Annotated in this window: 15 protein-coding genes, 1 other RNA gene and 1 pseudogene; 7 read left to right on the top strand and 10 right to left on the bottom strand. The window is 39.6% G+C overall.

Annotation, left to right across the window (positions count from 1 at the left end; all coding sequences use genetic code 11):
• Positions 1-5 precede the first annotated feature (5 nt).
• Entirely contained in the window at positions 6-671 is a 666-nt protein-coding gene (locus FTU22_RS11280) for an NAD(P)H-binding protein (protein WP_180094499.1), read from the bottom strand.
• 215 nt (positions 672-886) lie between these two features.
• Between FTU22_RS11280 and rpsT the strand changes: the two genes are divergently transcribed.
• Positions 887-1,153, top strand: a complete 267-nt coding sequence (gene rpsT, locus FTU22_RS11275; RefSeq protein ID WP_078188707.1) for a 30S ribosomal protein S20 — start codon at positions 887-889, stop codon at positions 1,151-1,153.
• 104 nt (positions 1,154-1,257) lie between these two features.
• Here the strand turns inward: rpsT and FTU22_RS11270 are convergent, their stop codons facing one another.
• Positions 1,258-3,852, bottom strand: coding sequence for a M66 family metalloprotease (locus FTU22_RS11270; protein WP_180094497.1), 2,595 nt, complete (start codon positions 3,850-3,852; stop codon positions 1,258-1,260).
• A gap of 446 nt (positions 3,853-4,298) precedes the next feature.
• Between FTU22_RS11270 and FTU22_RS11265 the strand changes: the two genes are divergently transcribed.
• On the top strand, positions 4,299-4,742 hold the full coding sequence (locus FTU22_RS11265) for a hypothetical protein (protein WP_078193520.1): 444 nt from the start codon (positions 4,299-4,301) through the stop codon (positions 4,740-4,742).
• An 88-nt stretch (positions 4,743-4,830) separates the two neighbouring features.
• On the opposite strand, the gene FTU22_RS11260 is transcribed toward FTU22_RS11265, so the two are convergent.
• Both FTU22_RS11260 and FTU22_RS11255 read right to left on the bottom strand, forming a co-directional pair.
• Positions 4,831-5,574, bottom strand: a complete 744-nt coding sequence (locus FTU22_RS11260) for a histidine phosphatase family protein (RefSeq protein ID WP_078188709.1) — start codon at positions 5,572-5,574, stop codon at positions 4,831-4,833.
• 69 nt (positions 5,575-5,643) lie between these two features.
• Positions 5,644-6,495 (bottom strand): 3'(2'),5'-bisphosphate nucleotidase CysQ, encoded by an 852-nt coding sequence (locus tag FTU22_RS11255; protein WP_180094496.1) that lies wholly within the window; start codon positions 6,493-6,495, stop codon positions 5,644-5,646.
• Positions 6,496-6,507: 12 nt separating this feature from the next.
• Between FTU22_RS11255 and FTU22_RS11250 the strand changes: the two genes are divergently transcribed.
• The 4 genes from FTU22_RS11250 (at position 6,508) to FTU22_RS11235 (ending at position 9,556) form a co-directional block, all read left to right on the top strand.
• The gene (locus tag FTU22_RS11250; protein ID WP_180094494.1) at positions 6,508-7,209 is read left to right on the top strand and encodes an HAD-IA family hydrolase; all 702 of its coding nucleotides are present in this window, start codon (positions 6,508-6,510) and stop codon (positions 7,207-7,209) included.
• Positions 7,202-7,642: an RNA-binding S4 domain-containing protein gene (locus tag FTU22_RS11245; protein ID WP_168377604.1), complete on the top strand. Its 441-nt coding sequence runs from the start codon at positions 7,202-7,204 to the stop codon at positions 7,640-7,642. Before FTU22_RS11250 ends, FTU22_RS11245 begins: the two co-directional genes overlap by 8 nt.
• 145 nt (positions 7,643-7,787) lie before the next feature.
• Positions 7,788-8,831 (top strand): recombinase RecA, encoded by a 1,044-nt coding sequence (gene recA, locus FTU22_RS11240; protein WP_180094492.1) that lies wholly within the window; start codon positions 7,788-7,790, stop codon positions 8,829-8,831.
• Positions 8,832-8,911: 80 nt separating this feature from the next.
• Positions 8,912-9,556 carry a regulatory protein RecX gene (locus FTU22_RS11235; RefSeq protein WP_180094490.1) on the top strand — a complete coding sequence of 215 codons (645 nt, stop codon included), beginning with the start codon at positions 8,912-8,914 and terminating at the stop codon, positions 9,554-9,556.
• Positions 9,557-9,662: 106 nt separating this feature from the next.
• Here FTU22_RS11235 and ffs read toward each other — a convergent pair.
• Positions 9,663-9,759: signal recognition particle sRNA small type (gene ffs, locus FTU22_RS11230), an RNA gene on the bottom strand.
• Between the two features lie 291 nt (positions 9,760-10,050).
• On the opposite strand from ffs, the pseudogene FTU22_RS11225 reads away from it, so the two are divergent.
• Positions 10,051-10,912: pseudogene (locus FTU22_RS11225) on the top strand (YbgF trimerization domain-containing protein).
• Between the two features lie 59 nt (positions 10,913-10,971).
• Here the strand turns inward: FTU22_RS11225 and lpxA are convergent.
• The 5 genes from lpxA to bamA are packed head-to-tail and all read right to left on the bottom strand — an operon-like array spanning position 10,972 to position 16,383.
• Positions 10,972-11,760, bottom strand: a complete 789-nt coding sequence (lpxA, locus tag FTU22_RS11220; protein ID WP_180094488.1) for an acyl-ACP--UDP-N-acetylglucosamine O-acyltransferase — start codon at positions 11,758-11,760, stop codon at positions 10,972-10,974.
• Complete coding sequence (fabZ, locus tag FTU22_RS11215; protein ID WP_171263789.1) at positions 11,757-12,242, bottom strand: 3-hydroxyacyl-ACP dehydratase FabZ; 486 nt, start codon at positions 12,240-12,242, stop codon at positions 11,757-11,759. The genes lpxA and fabZ overlap by 4 nt, the downstream gene beginning before the upstream one ends.
• Before the next feature lie 5 nt (positions 12,243-12,247).
• A complete protein-coding gene (gene lpxD / locus FTU22_RS11210; RefSeq protein ID WP_180094486.1) occupies positions 12,248-13,318 on the bottom strand; it encodes a UDP-3-O-(3-hydroxymyristoyl)glucosamine N-acyltransferase in 1,071 nt (356 codons plus the stop codon).
• A 3-nt stretch (positions 13,319-13,321) separates the two neighbouring features.
• Positions 13,322-13,822: an OmpH family outer membrane protein gene (locus FTU22_RS11205; RefSeq protein ID WP_180078385.1), complete on the bottom strand. Its 501-nt coding sequence runs from the start codon at positions 13,820-13,822 to the stop codon at positions 13,322-13,324.
• Positions 13,823-13,863: 41 nt separating this feature from the next.
• On the bottom strand, positions 13,864-16,383 hold the full coding sequence (gene bamA / locus FTU22_RS11200) for an outer membrane protein assembly factor BamA (RefSeq protein WP_180078383.1): 2,520 nt from the start codon (positions 16,381-16,383) through the stop codon (positions 13,864-13,866).
• Positions 16,384-16,394: the final 11 nt, after the last annotated feature.

Below are 16,394 nucleotides of genomic sequence, written 5' to 3'. Positions count from 1 at the left end.
TTCCCTCATTTAATTGTTAGTATGCGTAAATTATCATAAATCTCGAACTTTTCAGTCTGAGTTTGTGCCGCCTCGACCATAGTATGAGCCACTTGCTGTGCTGTCACTGGCTTAAATTTGAAACGATCAGGTACAAAATGCGAAAAGCGCATATAAAGTTTCTGTGTCGCATCTTCTAAACGTCGAGATTCATGACGCTCACCAAGTAACAGCGAAGGTTTTAAAATCGAAAGTTGATTTAACTTTAAGGTTTTTAAATAATATTCCAATTCACCTTTGACTCGATTATAAAAAAACGCGGAATTGGCTTTTGCGCCCATTGCACTGACAATGATCAGATGTGTGTCTGTATATTCTAATAATTCAGCAAAATGCGCATTGATGCTAAAATCAATTTGATAAAAATTATCTTTAGACCCTGCTTTTTTAATGGTCGAGCCTAAACAACTAAAGGCATGACTATAATCTCTTACATCATCCTGAGTCAGAGAAAGAAAGTCACTGATCACCATTTGTTGAACTTTTGCCAGTCCATTCAGTTCATGGTCACGCTGACGTACCACAGCAGTAATATTCTTACATCTTGCATTTTGACTGAGCTGACGAACCAATTCCCGCCCGACCAATCCTGTTGCTCCGATGACAATCGCATTCTCTATACTTTTAGTCATTTTTCATACAATCTCAATCACTTTAGACTAATCTAACGTTTTCTTTAAAATTTTTCTGCATCTAAAATGTTGTCAAAGCATGTCAAGACTTGACTTAAGCGCTTAGTTTAATCACAATATGGCACTTGTTTACGGGCTGGTGATAGTTCTTCTGATGTTGGTTTTCAGATGTAATTTCAGCCCGCCCAGACCAATCTATTTCAAGGAGTGCACGAGTGGCAAACTCTGCTCAAGCAAAAAAACGTGCTCGTCAAAACGTTAAAGCACGTCAACACAACGCAAGCTTACGTTCTATGGTTCGTACTTATCTTAAACGCACAGTAGCTGCTATTGCTGCTGGTGATTATGCTGTCGCTACAGAAGCTTACAAAAAAGCTGTTCCTGTTATCGATCGTATGGCTGATAAAGGCATCATCCATAAAAACAAAGCTGCTCGTCATAAGAGCCGTTTAAATGCACAAGTTAAAGCTTTAGCTAACTAATTTGTTGCGATGAAAAAAGCCCTTTTTAGGGCTTTTTTTGTGCCTATAGATTTTTAAAAGCAAAAAAATAAGGTCCTCGATGGACCTTATTTTCTATTTACAGATTATTTATTAATCAGTTTCATATTCGTCGCTGATAAGTACGTCCATAATAAGTTTTGGCTTGCTGTCAAATTTGTCCAACGTTGATTGCCACCATTGGTACAGCTATATCGAATTAAATCCGCACGGTTATTTTGCAAACGTCCCGTATTTAAATCCATACATTGACCACTTTGACGAATCGTTGTAGTCGCAGGGTCCATGGTCCAAATTTGGTTGGTTTGGTTTAACATGCAGCGTTCTAGCGTCACTTTAGCTGAACCACCGTTGCCTGTAATACATTGATCTGGATTTGACTTGCTGTGTATCCGACCAATCGCATCATATACCCACTGTTCCGATTCGTCCGCAGTACATCCGCTTGGACCACTAATATATAAGTTTAATTTTCCATCGGTTAATGTTTCTGCTTTCAAACAGTTATTACCATTTTTGATCAATGTCGCCTGCTCGAACATACCTTCCTGAGATACTGAAAGCTTTTTCATAAATGCTTCGAGTGCGCTTTGTGCCTCAGGAACTTGATTGGTTAGGTCTTGTGCATACACATTCATCCAACGATTTAGTCGGTATGCTGTGTTTTGTTGCGACTCATAACGGGTTAATTGCTGACGCGCCACACTATTCATCAATGACTTGTCATTTTTATATGACTCATACAGCATTTTTTCAGTTGGATTAAGAGCAACAACAGCATTTGCAGCTTGCGCTTCCAAAGCACTTTCTAATTGAGGAAGTTCGATAGCACGCAATGCACTATAACCATGCTGACGCCCAATTTTGACAGCCGGCTTGATCGCTGTGCTGTAGACTGGAATATCAATATTTGCTAATAACTTGGCTTCTTCACCTGCTTTTTTACAATACAAATCAACTTTCTGTGGTTGATCTGCCAAAGCTAAATTGACATGCAATTTATTGGCATTACTGCCTAATCGTGCAGGTGCTAAAGCAATATTGTTGACTTTATTCGTGTATTGCACATTCAACCAACATGCCGCTTGATCCAAAGCGGTATTGGCGGCATTTAAGTCATACACATTACCCCAGTTTGAGCGTGCAGCAGGATACAACAAACCAACTTGATTGACTGGATCATAGCCCCCTAAAATGGTAATTACGGGCTGACCAAAGACCCGTGGTCGTGGATAATTTTGATCTGCGCTATACCAAACCGGAGCCGTAGAATTTGGCATCTTCGGTTGAGCGACTTCCATTTCACGAGTGGTTTTATTCCACTTTTTGTAGCCGGTAGGTGATGTTTCATCCCAGACATAACGGTCAAAGTGTGGTTGAATTTTCAGGAATGTGCTGTAACCCGTATAGTGTGTGTAGCGTGATACATTACTATCAGGATACCCGCCGGACATGGCATCTTTTCCGTACGGAAACAAATTTTTAAAATTTGGGATACCATTCGCTCCATCCCACTTCCATGTCGCCGTCCATGATAGATTTCCGCGCATCATATTGCGATTGGCAATATAACCCCATCCACTGTCCGCATGATGTGCAGCCCAAAATAGATTGTCACCTACCTGACCAGGGTAATGTCCTAAACCATAGTGATGGCCAATTTCATGGCTAAATTCATTCCCTACAGAATCATAAAGCGTGAGCATGCCATTACCACCACTCAGTCCATGAGTATGCACACCATTGGCATAGTTCCCCTTCGTATGATGGACAACTACTGTTTGGGTTAATTGTGGCTGACTTTGGTTGGCCATAGATGCACTGGTAATACCCCAGTTAGCAAGGTTTATACCAACACTAAAGGTTGATTTACCGACATCCTCACGCATGTCTCCTGCATAAACACCACCATCTCCGGCACTTTTACTGTCATAAATAACACCTGAAGATACCATTGCACGTGTTAACTGAATATCATCATATTGTGCAACCGTCATTTCCGCTGCAGGAATGGTTTGGAAATAATCTGTGCCCGCTTTTTCAGGCTCTAGTAGCATATAGTGGCCGGTAGAATTTGGCTTATCTGCCAACATACCAACACGGATATTATTTAAAACCAATTCCCCTGGTGCAGCAAAATCGATTTTATCCTCAGCCAATTCACCGCTGGCTTTATTTGCGTCGATAAATTTTAATCTTAGACCGGGTTTAACTTCATCCCAATTAAGTTTCGTGGTCCACGCGCGTTTACTGTACCAAACATCTGAACGACCTCTTTGCCCACTCTGGTCTGAAACAGGCATTTGCGTCGGATCATCCAATGTCGCGGTACGAATTAAGAGGTTGTTTTGATAGATTTCTACTTTGAGTTGCTTGATGTTTTGCATATCAAGTGTTGGCGTCACGATAAGCAGCGCTTCTTTTTCACTGGTTAACCGTGGCATTTTCTTGGCTTCGTTTGCATTCGGGTCTACAACATGACTTTGACCAAATTGAACTTGCGCTGAAAAGCTGCCGACTAAATCATTTCGTATTTCACGAACAGCATCATTTGCATCGTAATCATAAAAGCCAATACTGGTATCATCGACTATGTCTTGGGTCGGTTCTGGATAATTTGCAGTTGATGCAGAACCACTTGAACTATCACCACCGCCTCCACCACCACAAGCAACTAACATTAATGACACAATACAAATTGATAATTTGTTATATGAAAAATCTATCACACTTTTCACTACTATTCCCCAATTAGCCACAAAAAAAATCCAATAAAGAGACTTACATAAAAATATATAAATCTATAATTTACAACAAATTTAATGCTATTTTCTTTTTTTTAATCATTCAATTGCCGTGTTTTGTCACTTATTAACAATTCAAATAAAATCTAAATATTTTGTATTGGTAGAATCATTATTAATGTGACAGGTATTTCACTTTTCAACTAAAATTAAGATGTAGACCTGTTAATACAATCGTATATTCCCGACAGAAATTGTCAGGATATTTTTAGAAACTTTGTAAATAAAAATTTTAAGAAATGGCTTAATCCCATATATTTTTTATGGTATTTTAATTTTCATCCTAGGCAGCCATTGCTGTACAAATGAAAAGAGGGATAAAAATGTCGATTAACCAATTTTTGCCATCATTAGAAAAATTTGCAGAAGCAGAAAATCAATATATTGAATATTTTACATCTAAAGGTGAAAAAGACATTTTAGGTAAAGTCATTTCAAATATGAAATCGACCGCTGAGATTCAAGCCTCTCAAGGTGTAGACTCATGGTTAGCATATGGCGTGTACTTACCAGCTGTAGAACGTATCTTTGCACTGCATCAAGGGGAAACAGAAGCTGAATTTTTTGAACGCACACAATATCCAGCTGAACTCGTGCAAGCGTATAGCATTAAAGATCATGACATTGCGACATTGATTGCTGCAGACAAATACAGTCGAATCCACCAACAGCATCTACCTGTCAATACTAGCCGCTGGCCTTATAGTGACGACGGTTCAAGTATTGATTTAAATCAGTATCCTGCACGAATTAAAGCCAATATTTAATCTTTTATTTAATGAAATACTGAAACAGATAAAAAAGGCATCCGCACATGGATGCCTTTTATAAATTTTTTATTATTAGCAAAATTTCTTAAAGTTGCTGTTCAGCTTGCTGAAATTCACGAATATTTAATTCATTTAGTTCACCACGCCAAATCCATTTCAGTTTTGACTCAAGGAATACATCTCCTTCAAACCAAACAAATAAACCTTCCATCATTTTAGGCCAATCTTCGCGTGTCACGATATTTTTACCTGAAATAATGGCAAGAATTGCAGCCAAAATCGTATCATGACTCACCGCTAGACTCAGACCATAATCATTGGTTGGATGAGTGTTGTAAATCAACTCCAAAACATCTACCACCCCATGAATGGGCTGTTTCATACCCGGCAAAGCATTATTCACAAAACTATTGATAAAGCCTAAAGCACCTTGCTTTTGAAAGTATGGTCCTGCTTTTTTAATATCGAGCACAAAACTTCCCGGCTCGACCAATAATCCTTGTTCAATGATCTCGATATGGTGGGTATTTGGCTCAATCGTGACGTTATCTGCACCTTGAATCATCAATGCTGCCGTATCCACACAGCGCTGAATTGGACTAGAAATACAGTGTTGAATAACACGATCGGTATTTTCAACCAAATAGCTGCCCCACGCTTCGGCTAAATCACGTCCTTGATGGGTCAGTTGTAAGTCATAACCGGCCAACCCCTGTCCTTGTACAACTTCACGAATGGAATGACGTGTAAACAATGTTACAGGCGTCTTTTCATCCGGCAATAAGTCTATTGCTTTCAGCATACTAGGAGGGAGCAAATCTAGGGCCATAATTGACAGTTCTTATATGCAGGAGATTTAACGGAGTGTGCAGACACTATAGCATGAACCCGATTTAGCTCAAGTTTTGTCAGGCATGTTTGCCAAAGCATTTAAGGCCAATTCTTTCATTTCGGCATTTTTAAATGCAATAAATCCACCATTTAATAAAGTCTTGCGCTGGTTATATAAAAAAGCGCGACCTTTAAAATCAACCAAACCACCACCAATACGCTCGATTAAACATTGTCCAGCGCTCGTATCCCATTCACAGGTGGGATGAAAACGCGGGTAAATATCAACTCGATCTTCTAACATCATACAAAACTTATATGCACTACCAGCATGGTATGCCTGATAAGGAGTGAGTTTTTCTAAAGCGTCTAGATAGTCCGTATAAATCGGCTTATTTTTGGCACTTTGACTCAAGCCAACGTGTACGACATTCTCTACAGAGGCTTGAACATATTCATACCATGTGGTTGACTGGCTATCATATTTCAGCGGCAGTCCCGCAAATGGGCAAATATATACGCTATATTCCCCCGGAATCGCCAATATGGCAAAGGTAGTATTAGCACCCTCAACCAAACTCAGATTAATGGTAAATTCAGGTCTTTTATGTAAAAACTCTTTGGTACCATCCAAAGGATCAAGCAGCCAAAATTTTTGCCATTGCATACGTTCAGACTTGTCACCTTCTTCTGACAATACAGGCAAGTTAGAAACTATAGATAATGCTTGGGTAATATAGCTATTTGCACGATAGTCAGCTTGCGTTACAGGTGAATCATCACTTTTACGTTCAACATCAAAATCTGCACCTGAGCAATAACGCCGATATTCTTCTCGCAAAATTTCGCAAGCTTGTGTCACAATGGGAACCAACTGCAAAATCAGTGGGTCTTGCGGTGCTGTTGTTGTTTTAAACATAGAATACCTTATATGCCAAATTACTCAGAAAAGCCGACGATCATTTTTGATATGGACGGTACTTTACTCGATCTTGCTTATGATGATTTTATCTGGAATGAGCTGCTGCCAATTCGCTATGCTGAACAGCATCAGTGCTCACTCGAACAAAGCAAGCAAACGCTATTTAGTTTTTATCAACAGCATAATCATACCCTAAAATGGTACTCCTCTCGCTTTTGGACGTCACAAGTTGGCGTTGATGTTCTGGAAATGCAGATAGAACAAAAAGCCAAAGTAGCCAAACGCGAAGGCTGCATTGAGCTGCTTACGTATCTAAAAGAAAATGGCTATCCTATTTGGCTTGCGACCAATGCCGACTATGAAGGCTTACAATTCAAACTTGAAGAAACCGGTCTTCGTGATTTTTTCGATGTTATCGTCAGTTCAGAAACGCTCGGTCATGCCAAAGAGTTTATTGAGTTTTGGCAAATATTAGCAAGCAAACACCCCTTCGATGCAAAAAACTGTTACTTCATTGATGACACAGAAAAAGTGCTCAATGGTGCAAAACTTTTTGGGATTGAACAGCTCTATTCGATTCAGCAGCCTTCATCTGCCAAAGCGCCTCGCGAGACTTGTAATTATCCAATGCTGTCCGCATTAACAGATTTAATCCCTATTTTAGAAGCTCAAACGACTGAGCAAGCCGAGGAACAGAAAAAATATGCGTAAATCAAATCTAGCCGAAGATGCGGTTGGTATGCGTATAGACAAATGGTTGTGGGCTGCACGTTTTTTTAAAACACGCTCTATTGCCAAAAATGCGATTGAAGGCGGTAAAGTTCATCATAATGGCGAACGCGTTAAAGTTTCTCGTGAAGTTCGTGTAGGCATGGAGTTAACCATTGCACAAGGCCTTGAGAAAAAAACTGTGGTAGTGAAAGCGCTGTCGGATGTTCGTGGGCCAGCCCCAACCGCTCAGCTGCTTTATGATGAAACTGAGGTCAGTATTGCAAAACGGGAATTGCTCGCATCCCAAAGAAAGTTGCATAATCTAGCTCGGCCAGATCATCGACCAAGTAAAAAAGATCGTCGAGATATTGGTAAATTTAAAAGAGAAAATGATCAACAGTTTGACCAGCAATGGTCTTATAATGATGATTAAGTTAAAGCGTCACAACATGTCGCACCTGTTGTGATTTTCATAGAACAAAAGGATGATTTCTGTCACTATACCCTCGTGGAACAGATTTAAACTGAATACATCCACTTGAGTATATTGTTTCGTGACATCGTATTGAGGTTGTAAGATGGATGATAATAAAAGCAAGGCGTTAAATGCGGCCTTAAGCCAAATTGAAAAGCAGTTTGGTAAAAACACCGTTATGCGTCTTGGTGATAATACCGTACAGGCAGTTGAAGCTGTCTCTACAGGTTCTTTAACATTAGATATCGCACTAGGTATTGGTGGTTTGCCTAAAGGTCGTATCGTAGAAATCTACGGTCCTGAATCTTCTGGTAAAACGACTATGACATTACAAGCTATTGCACAATGTCAGAAAGCTGGCGGTACTTGTGCATTCATCGATGCTGAACATGCATTAGACCCTCAATACGCACGTAAACTTGGCGTAGATATTGATAACTTACTTGTTTCACAGCCAGACAATGGTGAACAAGCACTTGAAATTGCAGACATGCTGGTACGTTCAGGTGCCATTGACCTGATCGTTGTCGACTCTGTAGCTGCACTGACCCCTCGCGCCGAAATTGAAGGCGAAATGGGTGACTCACACATGGGCTTACAAGCTCGCCTGATGAGCCAAGCACTGCGTAAAATTACCGGTAATGCGAAACGTTCGAACTGTATGGTGATCTTCATTAACCAAATCCGTATGAAGATTGGTGTAATGTTTGGTAGCCCAGAAACCACAACTGGTGGTAATGCACTTAAATTCTATGCATCTGTACGTTTAGATATCCGCCGTATTGGTCAAGTGAAAGAAGGCGACGAAATCATTGGTTCAGAAACTAAAGTGAAAGTTGTGAAAAACAAAATGGCTCCTCCATTCCGTGAAGCGATTTTCCAAATTCTTTATGGTAAAGGCGTGAACCATTTAGGTGAGCTTGTTGACCTCGCAGTACAACAAGAAATTGTTCAAAAAGCAGGTGCTTGGTATTCATACCAAGGTGACAAGATTGGGCAAGGTAAAAACAATACCATTCGCCACTTAGAAGAACACCCTGAACTTGTGCAAACTATCGAAAAACTGATTCGTGAACAACTTCTGACTACGGGTACAGCACCTGTAGAAGATAAAGACGAAGAAGAACCAGACGTTTTAGATGCTTAATTACAGCATACTTTAATAGCAGACGAAACGCCCTACGGGGCGTTTTGTTTTGCACTCAAAATTTGTATTAAAATGACCCCATGACTAAAGACCATTTTCCACTCTTGCTTGATTATGAAGCACTGAAACAACAGTTTGCAGAAGCTGAAGAAACTACCTGCGTAAATCATGCTGCACAAACTGACATTTCACATGACAATACTTCGGTGATCGATCACACTGCGTTGCATTTTGACACCAATGGTAAAGATGTTCATGCTGAAAAAAAACCAGGACTGCGCGGCTCTCGTCTACGCTCGTATGCTTTTGCAGTACTCACACGTAAAGAATACTCAAAAGCGGATTTAATCGAAAAATTAGCACTGTATGCGGATAGCCGAGAAGAAGTCATACACTTGGTGGAGGAACTCGCGCGTGAGAACTATCAAAGCGATCAGCGTGTAGCAGAGATGGTGCTATCGAGTCAAAAACGTAAAGGTAAAGGCCCTAATCGTATAAAGCTCGCGTTAAAAAATAAAAAAGTAGACAGTGAATTAATTCAGGATGAATTAAAAGAAACAGATTGGGTCACTGAAGCCTACCAGCTCAAAATAAAAAAATTTGGCAAAGCTGTTGAACGTGATCCAAAACAAAAAGCCAAACAAATACGTTTTTTACAATATCGAGGCTTTGACCTCGATACGATTTTTAAAGTGATTGCACGTAAAGAATTTGAAGACGAATAATAAAGATATAGATCTAAATGATGAATTAATAAAATTAAAATAAAGAAGAATCTAGGATTGAAAAATGAGAGGAAGTTTAATTTATTATTATTGAAACTGGTGGCAACCCTACCAGCAAGACTTCGGCACATCATATTTCTACTACCGTTGCTACCTTCCGGTCCTGGCGGGGTTTGTAGAGTACAATTGCGAAGTAACCGGCAGGGCTACCATTGCAAGAACAGAGTATAGAGATTTTTAATAAACATGCAAGCCTAAAACCAAGAATTCCTGAGTAGAAAACACTGTTTGATTATTTATAAATCAATATGATGGTCGATGATGTAGAAAACGTGAAGCTTCACCACTATATTTTTACTTTAATACACAACAAGATTGTAAAAGCTTATTGCAATTCAGAACTTTGGCGTTTTTAATGTGCTTATTGTTTTATCTAAAGCTGTCTGTAATAAAACTATTCTATACGGACATGCTTGTAACTATATGGAATTTTTATGATGTTTAAACAGCATGTATTGTGTGCCCTTACATTGACTTGCTCAGGTGCATTATTTGCCAATATTCCAATTGAATCTCGTGGTTTGAGTGGCGCTAATAATGGTACTGTGTATACAGCAAATAATACGGCCATTCAAACAGGTGCTGGCTCTACCCCTATTCCAACCAATTTGAATTGGCAGCTTATGCAGAAGAACCAACAGCTCGAAAATGAATTGCGTAGCTTACGCGGTAAAATGGAAGAGCAAGACAATATTATTGAACAATTAAAAAGTGAACTTACAAACCGCTATGCAGATTTAGATCAACGTTTAGAACTACTCCAACAAAAAGTAGATCCAAGTGAAGACACAGAGGCTGCGGAGGATAACCAACAAGGTACTGCACCCAGTAACAGCTAATACAGCGCCTGCACCTGTTAAACAACCTACGACCCAAGCAACATTAAGCTCATCTGCAAACCAACCTGTAAATGCAGGTGGTGACTCACTTGAGCTCGAGAAAGCGGCATATACCGTTGCTTTAGATGCATACAAACAAGGTGGTGCGAAAAAAGCCATTGCACCGATGAAAAACTTTATTAAGAATAATCCTAACAGTGTCTATATTAGCAACGCATATTTTTGGCTAGCTGAGTTCAACCTTGCTGTTGAACCGACCAACTACGCGGAAGCGAAAAAGAACTATAGTATCGTGGTAGATCAATACCCTGAATCGACCCGCGCGCCTAGAGCGTTATATCAACTGTATAGCATTGCAAAAGATGTCGATCGAAATAGCAGTTTAGCAACGCAGCTCAAAACCAAGCTCACCCAAAAGTATCCAAAATCTGAAGAAGCAGGCTTTGTTAAAAAATAGTTCTATTTTTTAATGCAAAAAAAGACACCTTATAAGGTGTCTTTTTTTATTCGCAGCATTTAGCGTACGATACCGCGCTTAGACTGCTCAAGTGAATCAATCAACAATTGCGCCTCTTCCACTTCAGGTAATATTTCAGTCCGAATACGTTCAATCGCTTCATTCGTCGTTAAGCCATCTTTATAGATCAATTTAAAAGATTCACGTAAACCTTGAATCACATTTTTAGACCAACCTTTACGACGCATTCCTTCAATGTTCATTGCAAAAGCATGGGCTGGATTACCAGATACCATGACATAAGCAGGTACATCTTTCAAAATAAGCGAAGCACCACCGATCATACTGTATGAATCGATTTTACAGAATTGATGAATACCAGAGTTACCACCTACGATGACGTAATCACCAATGTGGACATGACCTGCAACGCCGACATTATTGGCAAAGATATTATGATCACCTACCACACAGTCATGTGCAATATGTGTATTCACCATCAATAAATTGTGACTACCAACTTTAGTTAGACCCTGATCTTGAACAGTACCACGGTGTAAACTACAGTGTTCACGAATCGAGTTATAATCACCGATTTCTAACCAGGTTTCTTCACCAGCATATTTTAAGTCTTGGCAGACTTCACCAACACTGGCAAATTGAAAAATTTCGTTATGTTGACCAATACGGGTATAACCACCCACCACAACATGTGAATGCAGTTTAGTGCCCGCTCCAATTGTGACTTTAGGACCAATAATACAATATGGTCCAATTTGCACATCCGGAGCAATTACTGCTGATGAGTCAATAATGGCGGTAGGATGAATTAATTCGTTATTGCTCATGCTGTCTCTGTTTTCTGATGCGAAACCATAATTTCCGCGGTTGCTGCGACTACGCCATCTACAGTGGCAACACAATTATATTTGTAAATGCCACGCTTTTGCATCACTAATTCCGATTTTAATACAAGTTGATCGCCTGCAACGACTTGTTTTTTAAATCGAACCTTCTCTGCACCAGCAAATAAGAACAGCGAACCCGCTGAAGGTTTCTCATTATTCATGATGAAACCTAAAATACCCGATACTTGCGCCAATGCTTCAACAATCAGCACACCCGGCATAATTGGGTATTCAGGAAAATGGCCTTGTAAAAATTCTTCATTAATCGTTACATTTTTATAGCCTACAATCCCGTTGTCAGTCACTTCGACAACACGATCAACCAATAAAAACGGATAACGATGTGGCAAATATTCACGAATAGTCTGAATAGTCATTGGTAATTCAGGTTTTGTGAAAGCTGGGGTATTCGACTCTGTCATCATAATTATTTACGCAATTTAAATGTTGATTCAAGGGACTCAATTTGAGACTGCATATGATCAAGTCGTTTGACCAATTGGGTCAATGGCACATCTGCTAATTGTTTAAAGCGGATTGCTGCCTTTTTCCAAGAACCACTTTCAAGCATTGGCGTACCTGAAGAATAACTCCCAGCAACGGAAATACTTTTTGTGACCATTGACATACCGGTAATTGTCACATTATCTGTAATATTAATGTGACCTACGATACCAACAGCCCCTGCTAGCACACAATTTTTGCCAATAGTTGTACTGCCTGCAATGCCACATTTCGCTGCCATTGCCGTATTTGCACCTACTTTGACGTTATGCGCGATTTGCACAAGGTTATCAATAATGACACCATCTTCCAAAATTGTGTCATCTAAAGCACCACGGTCAATACTACAATTTGAACCAATACGTACATCATTCCCGATGCGTACAGAACCTAATTGAGCAATACGATGCCATTTCCCTTGATAAGGTGCAAAACCAAATCCTTCACCACCGACCACCGTATTTGCATGGATACGTACACGATCACCTAACTTGGCTTCACCGGTAATCGTCACATGCGAATCGATAAAACAATCTTTACCAATTTCAACACCATGATCAATCTTCACTTGTGATTCAATGCGCGTTCCTTCACCCACCACACTATTCGCACCAATCACCACATAATGCCCAATATAAGCAGTATCAGAAATGATTGCGGAAGGATGAATTTGGGCAGTACTTTCAATTCCTATTTCTACAGATTTCTTTTCAAAAACATGCGTTAGAATAGCGAAAGCCAGATACGGATTGGGTACAACAATGAAGTTTTGCTGTGAAGGGATTTGTGACTGCATGTCTGCAGTCACAATCAGCGCACCAGCCTTAGACTGTTGAGCTTCATTCAGATATTTATCTGCGTTTAAAAATGCAAGCTGATGTGGTTGAGCACTCTCCAAACTTGCCATTCCGCTGAATTGCAAGTCTAGCTGACCAATACATTGACCTTGAACAAGTTGAGCAAGCTTTTCTAAACTGAATTTTTGAGAATTCATTGATTATTTAATTGCATTAACCTTTTGAATCATTTTATCAGTTAAATCAAACTTAGGGTCATACGCAAGTGCTGAATTTTTATTCAAAACAACATCTAACTTATTTTCTGTGCGCAATTGTTCTGCAACTTGCTTGATTCGAGTATCCATCGTGCGATTTAAGGACTGAATATTCCCTTGAACCGAAGCTTGAACTTTTTGCTGTAAATCAGTCAGCTCTTTAAGTTTAGCTTGATACTGTTGACCCATTTGCTGCTTTTGCGCAGCAGTCAACTTATCACCACCTTGCTGAGCTTTTTGCTGCATTGCTTCCAGCTCTTTTGCAAGTGATTCAATTTTAGTGGTTTGTGGTTTCAACTGCTGTTGAATTTGAGCATTTTGTTGTTTTAGATAAGTGCTTTGATCCACCACCTTTTCTAAATCAACCACACCGTAACCTGCTGCATGCACAACAGCAGTACATGACATACCCAATACCGCCAAACCAGCAAATAATTTATTCATCTTATCAACCTGTAATTTTGTTATTCCCAGAAGGGTCGTACTTAGAACGTACGACCAATCTCGAATTGAATTTCTTTTGTTTCATCGCCAGCTTTATCATTAAGCGGGAATGCATAACTCAGTGAAATTGGACCAATCATCGTGATCCAAGTAAAGCCAGCACCAACGCTATAACGCATATTATTCATATCAAAGCCGTAGTTATCTTTACAGTATTCACGAGCGTTATATGTTTGACCATCTTTAACCAGTACACTATCCGCGGCTGGAACGTCACATTGGGTATCAAATACTTGTGCGCCTTCAGCAAACAATACTGGACGTACTTGACGCGCCCAATCACCTTTGAAAGGCACTGGTAAGGCTAATTCAGCACCAAATTGGACAAGTGCATTACCGCCCACTTCCTCAAAATCCAAATCTTCTTTACCAATACCTTGATAGTAAACACCATCGTATTTTGGACCTAAAGTGCTGTTGTCATAACCACGTACCGACCCAAAACCACCTGCATAGAAGTTTTTATAGAACGGTAAATCATTACCATAACCCAACTTACCATAGCCACGAACCACAAAGTCTTTACCGAGTGGGAAATAAGCTTGTGCATCGTAAGTGACTTTTTGATATTCAACATCACTACCCGGTAAGGCAATTTCAGTATTTACACGATGTGACATACCTGAAGTTGGGAATACAGGACGGTTTAGCGTGTTATACGACCAACCTAAGTTTAAGTTATAGGTTAAGAAATCACCTTTAAATTCATCATTATAAGTTATTTCAGGCACTGAACATGGCTCATAACCTGTAATTTTGCCATCAGCATCTTTAATTGGTACTAAGTCAACTGGACAATAGCTAGTTGAATGTGTTGCCTTACCGCCATTTGCAAGTAAGTAATCACGCACATATGTAGAAACATATGGACCTGTAGTCACATCAGTTTGATCTACATTTAACCCCATACTGATACTTTGGTTTTCATCAATCGGATAACCGAAGTTAATACCACCACCAAAACTGTCAGTAACGTAGTTGTTAACGTTATAGTCGTCATCTAACTTGGTTTTACGGTAGTACATGTTATAACCACGACGTACACCATCAATAGTGAAGTACGGGTCAGTTACACTGAGGTTATAGTAATCTTGAGTCTCTGAACGAGACAAATCGATAGAAACCGCATTACCTGTACCCAAGAAGTTGGTTTGACTCAAACCTGCTTGGAAAGTCACACCGCCACTTTGTGAGAAACCAACAGCCAAAGTACTTGTACCCGAATGCTGTTCTTCCACATTCACATTTAAATCAATTTGATCTGGTGTGCCCGGAATACGTGCAGGCTTAACATCAACGGTTTTAAAGAAGCCAGTACGCTCTAAACGCACTTTAGACAAATCAATTTTTTCGTTACTTGCTAATGCGCCTTCCATTTGACGCATTTCACGACGTAGCACTTCATCAGCTGTCTTCGAGTTACCTGTGAAATTAATACGACGAACAGTGACTTGCTGACCCGGATTCACATAGTAATTTAAATCAACCAATTTGGTGTCTTTATTGATTTCAGGAACAATGTTCACTTCTGCAAAGTAGTAACCTGCGTTACCGTATTTACGAAGTAAAAGTTGTTTCACACCATTCACTTTTTCTTGTGAATATAAATCGCCATCTTTATAGAGTTTTAAAGCGTTTAAATCAGTTTGCGTATAAAGCGTATCACCTAAGAAATGGGTTTCACCAAACTTAAATTGTTCACCTTCATCCACCGAAACTTCGATAAAGACATGTTTTTTATCTTCACTCAAATTTAGACTTGAGTTGGTAATGTTGAAGTTGATGTAACCTTTGTTGAGATACATCGCACGTAACGCTTCTAAACTCGCAGCCATCTTTTCACGTGCATAGCGGTCATTACGAGAAATGATCGAGTTCCAACCACTTTCTTTTAATGCAAAAATTTGTTTAATTTCGCTTTCTTTAAAGACCGTATTACCAATGATATTGATATCAAATACTTTGGCAGATTGACCTTCTTCAAACTCGATTAAGACATTGACACGGTTATTCGGTTGAGCGGTTGTAATAACTTTGACATCAGCATCATAACGACCTTGCTGCATGTACTGTTGTTCTAATTCAGTTTCAACCGTTTGCAAAGATGATTTCTTTAAAACTTCACCTTCGGAAAGTCCCATTTTCTTTAAGCCTTCTTCCAAGGCTTCTTTAGGAATAAGTTTATTGCCTTTGAGCTCAACTTTAGAAATAACTGGGCGTTCAACCACGGTATATACAAGGGTATTACCGACTTGTGAAGACTTCACATCATCAAACAAACCCGACGCAAACATACTACGAATTGAGTTTGAAATGATTTGATCATTGACACGATCACCAGCGGAGAATGGGATCATTCCGGCTACATTGTCAGGAGTTAAACGCACTAAGCCATCAACACGAATATCTTGTACTACAAAATCATCTGCTGCATATACTTGTTGTGCTACGGCCATAGCACTAACCAGTGCCAATGGCATAAATAAATGTTTGTGCTGCATGCCAGTCTTTT

The sequence above is a fragment of the Acinetobacter sp. YH12076 genome, from assembly GCF_013419525.1.
Classification (GTDB): Bacteria; Pseudomonadota; Gammaproteobacteria; order Pseudomonadales; family Moraxellaceae; genus Acinetobacter; species Acinetobacter amyesii.
This window is presented reverse-complemented; position numbering and strand designations above follow the sequence as displayed.

Excerpts from the sequence above, each read along its gene's own strand:
- FTU22_RS11280 (WP_180094499.1), bottom strand. The coding sequence starts at position 671 with ATGACTAAAAGTATAGAGAATGCGATTGTCATCGGAGCAACAGGATTG.
- FTU22_RS11270 (WP_180094497.1), bottom strand. The coding sequence starts at position 3,852 with ATGTTAGTTGCTTGTGGTGGTGGAGGCGGTGGTGATAGTTCAAGTGGT.
- FTU22_RS11265 (WP_078193520.1), top strand. The coding sequence starts at position 4,299 with ATGTCGATTAACCAATTTTTGCCATCATTAGAAAAATTTGCAGAAGCA.
- FTU22_RS11260 (WP_078188709.1), bottom strand. The coding sequence starts at position 5,574 with ATGGCCCTAGATTTGCTCCCTCCTAGTATGCTGAAAGCAATAGACTTA.
- FTU22_RS11255 (WP_180094496.1), bottom strand. The coding sequence starts at position 6,495 with ATGTTTAAAACAACAACAGCACCGCAAGACCCACTGATTTTGCAGTTG.
- FTU22_RS11250 (WP_180094494.1), top strand. The coding sequence starts at position 6,508 with ATGCCAAATTACTCAGAAAAGCCGACGATCATTTTTGATATGGACGGT.
- FTU22_RS11245 (WP_168377604.1), top strand. The coding sequence starts at position 7,202 with ATGCGTAAATCAAATCTAGCCGAAGATGCGGTTGGTATGCGTATAGAC.
- recA (WP_180094492.1), top strand. The coding sequence starts at position 7,788 with ATGGATGATAATAAAAGCAAGGCGTTAAATGCGGCCTTAAGCCAAATT.
- FTU22_RS11235 (WP_180094490.1), top strand. The coding sequence starts at position 8,912 with ATGACTAAAGACCATTTTCCACTCTTGCTTGATTATGAAGCACTGAAA.
- lpxA (WP_180094488.1), bottom strand. The coding sequence starts at position 11,760 with ATGAGCAATAACGAATTAATTCATCCTACCGCCATTATTGACTCATCA.
- fabZ (WP_171263789.1), bottom strand. The coding sequence starts at position 12,242 with ATGACAGAGTCGAATACCCCAGCTTTCACAAAACCTGAATTACCAATG.
- lpxD (WP_180094486.1), bottom strand. The coding sequence starts at position 13,318 with ATGAATTCTCAAAAATTCAGTTTAGAAAAGCTTGCTCAACTTGTTCAA.
- FTU22_RS11205 (WP_180078385.1), bottom strand. The coding sequence starts at position 13,822 with ATGAATAAATTATTTGCTGGTTTGGCGGTATTGGGTATGTCATGTACT.
- bamA (WP_180078383.1), bottom strand. The coding sequence starts at position 16,383 with ATGCAGCACAAACATTTATTTATGCCATTGGCACTGGTTAGTGCTATG.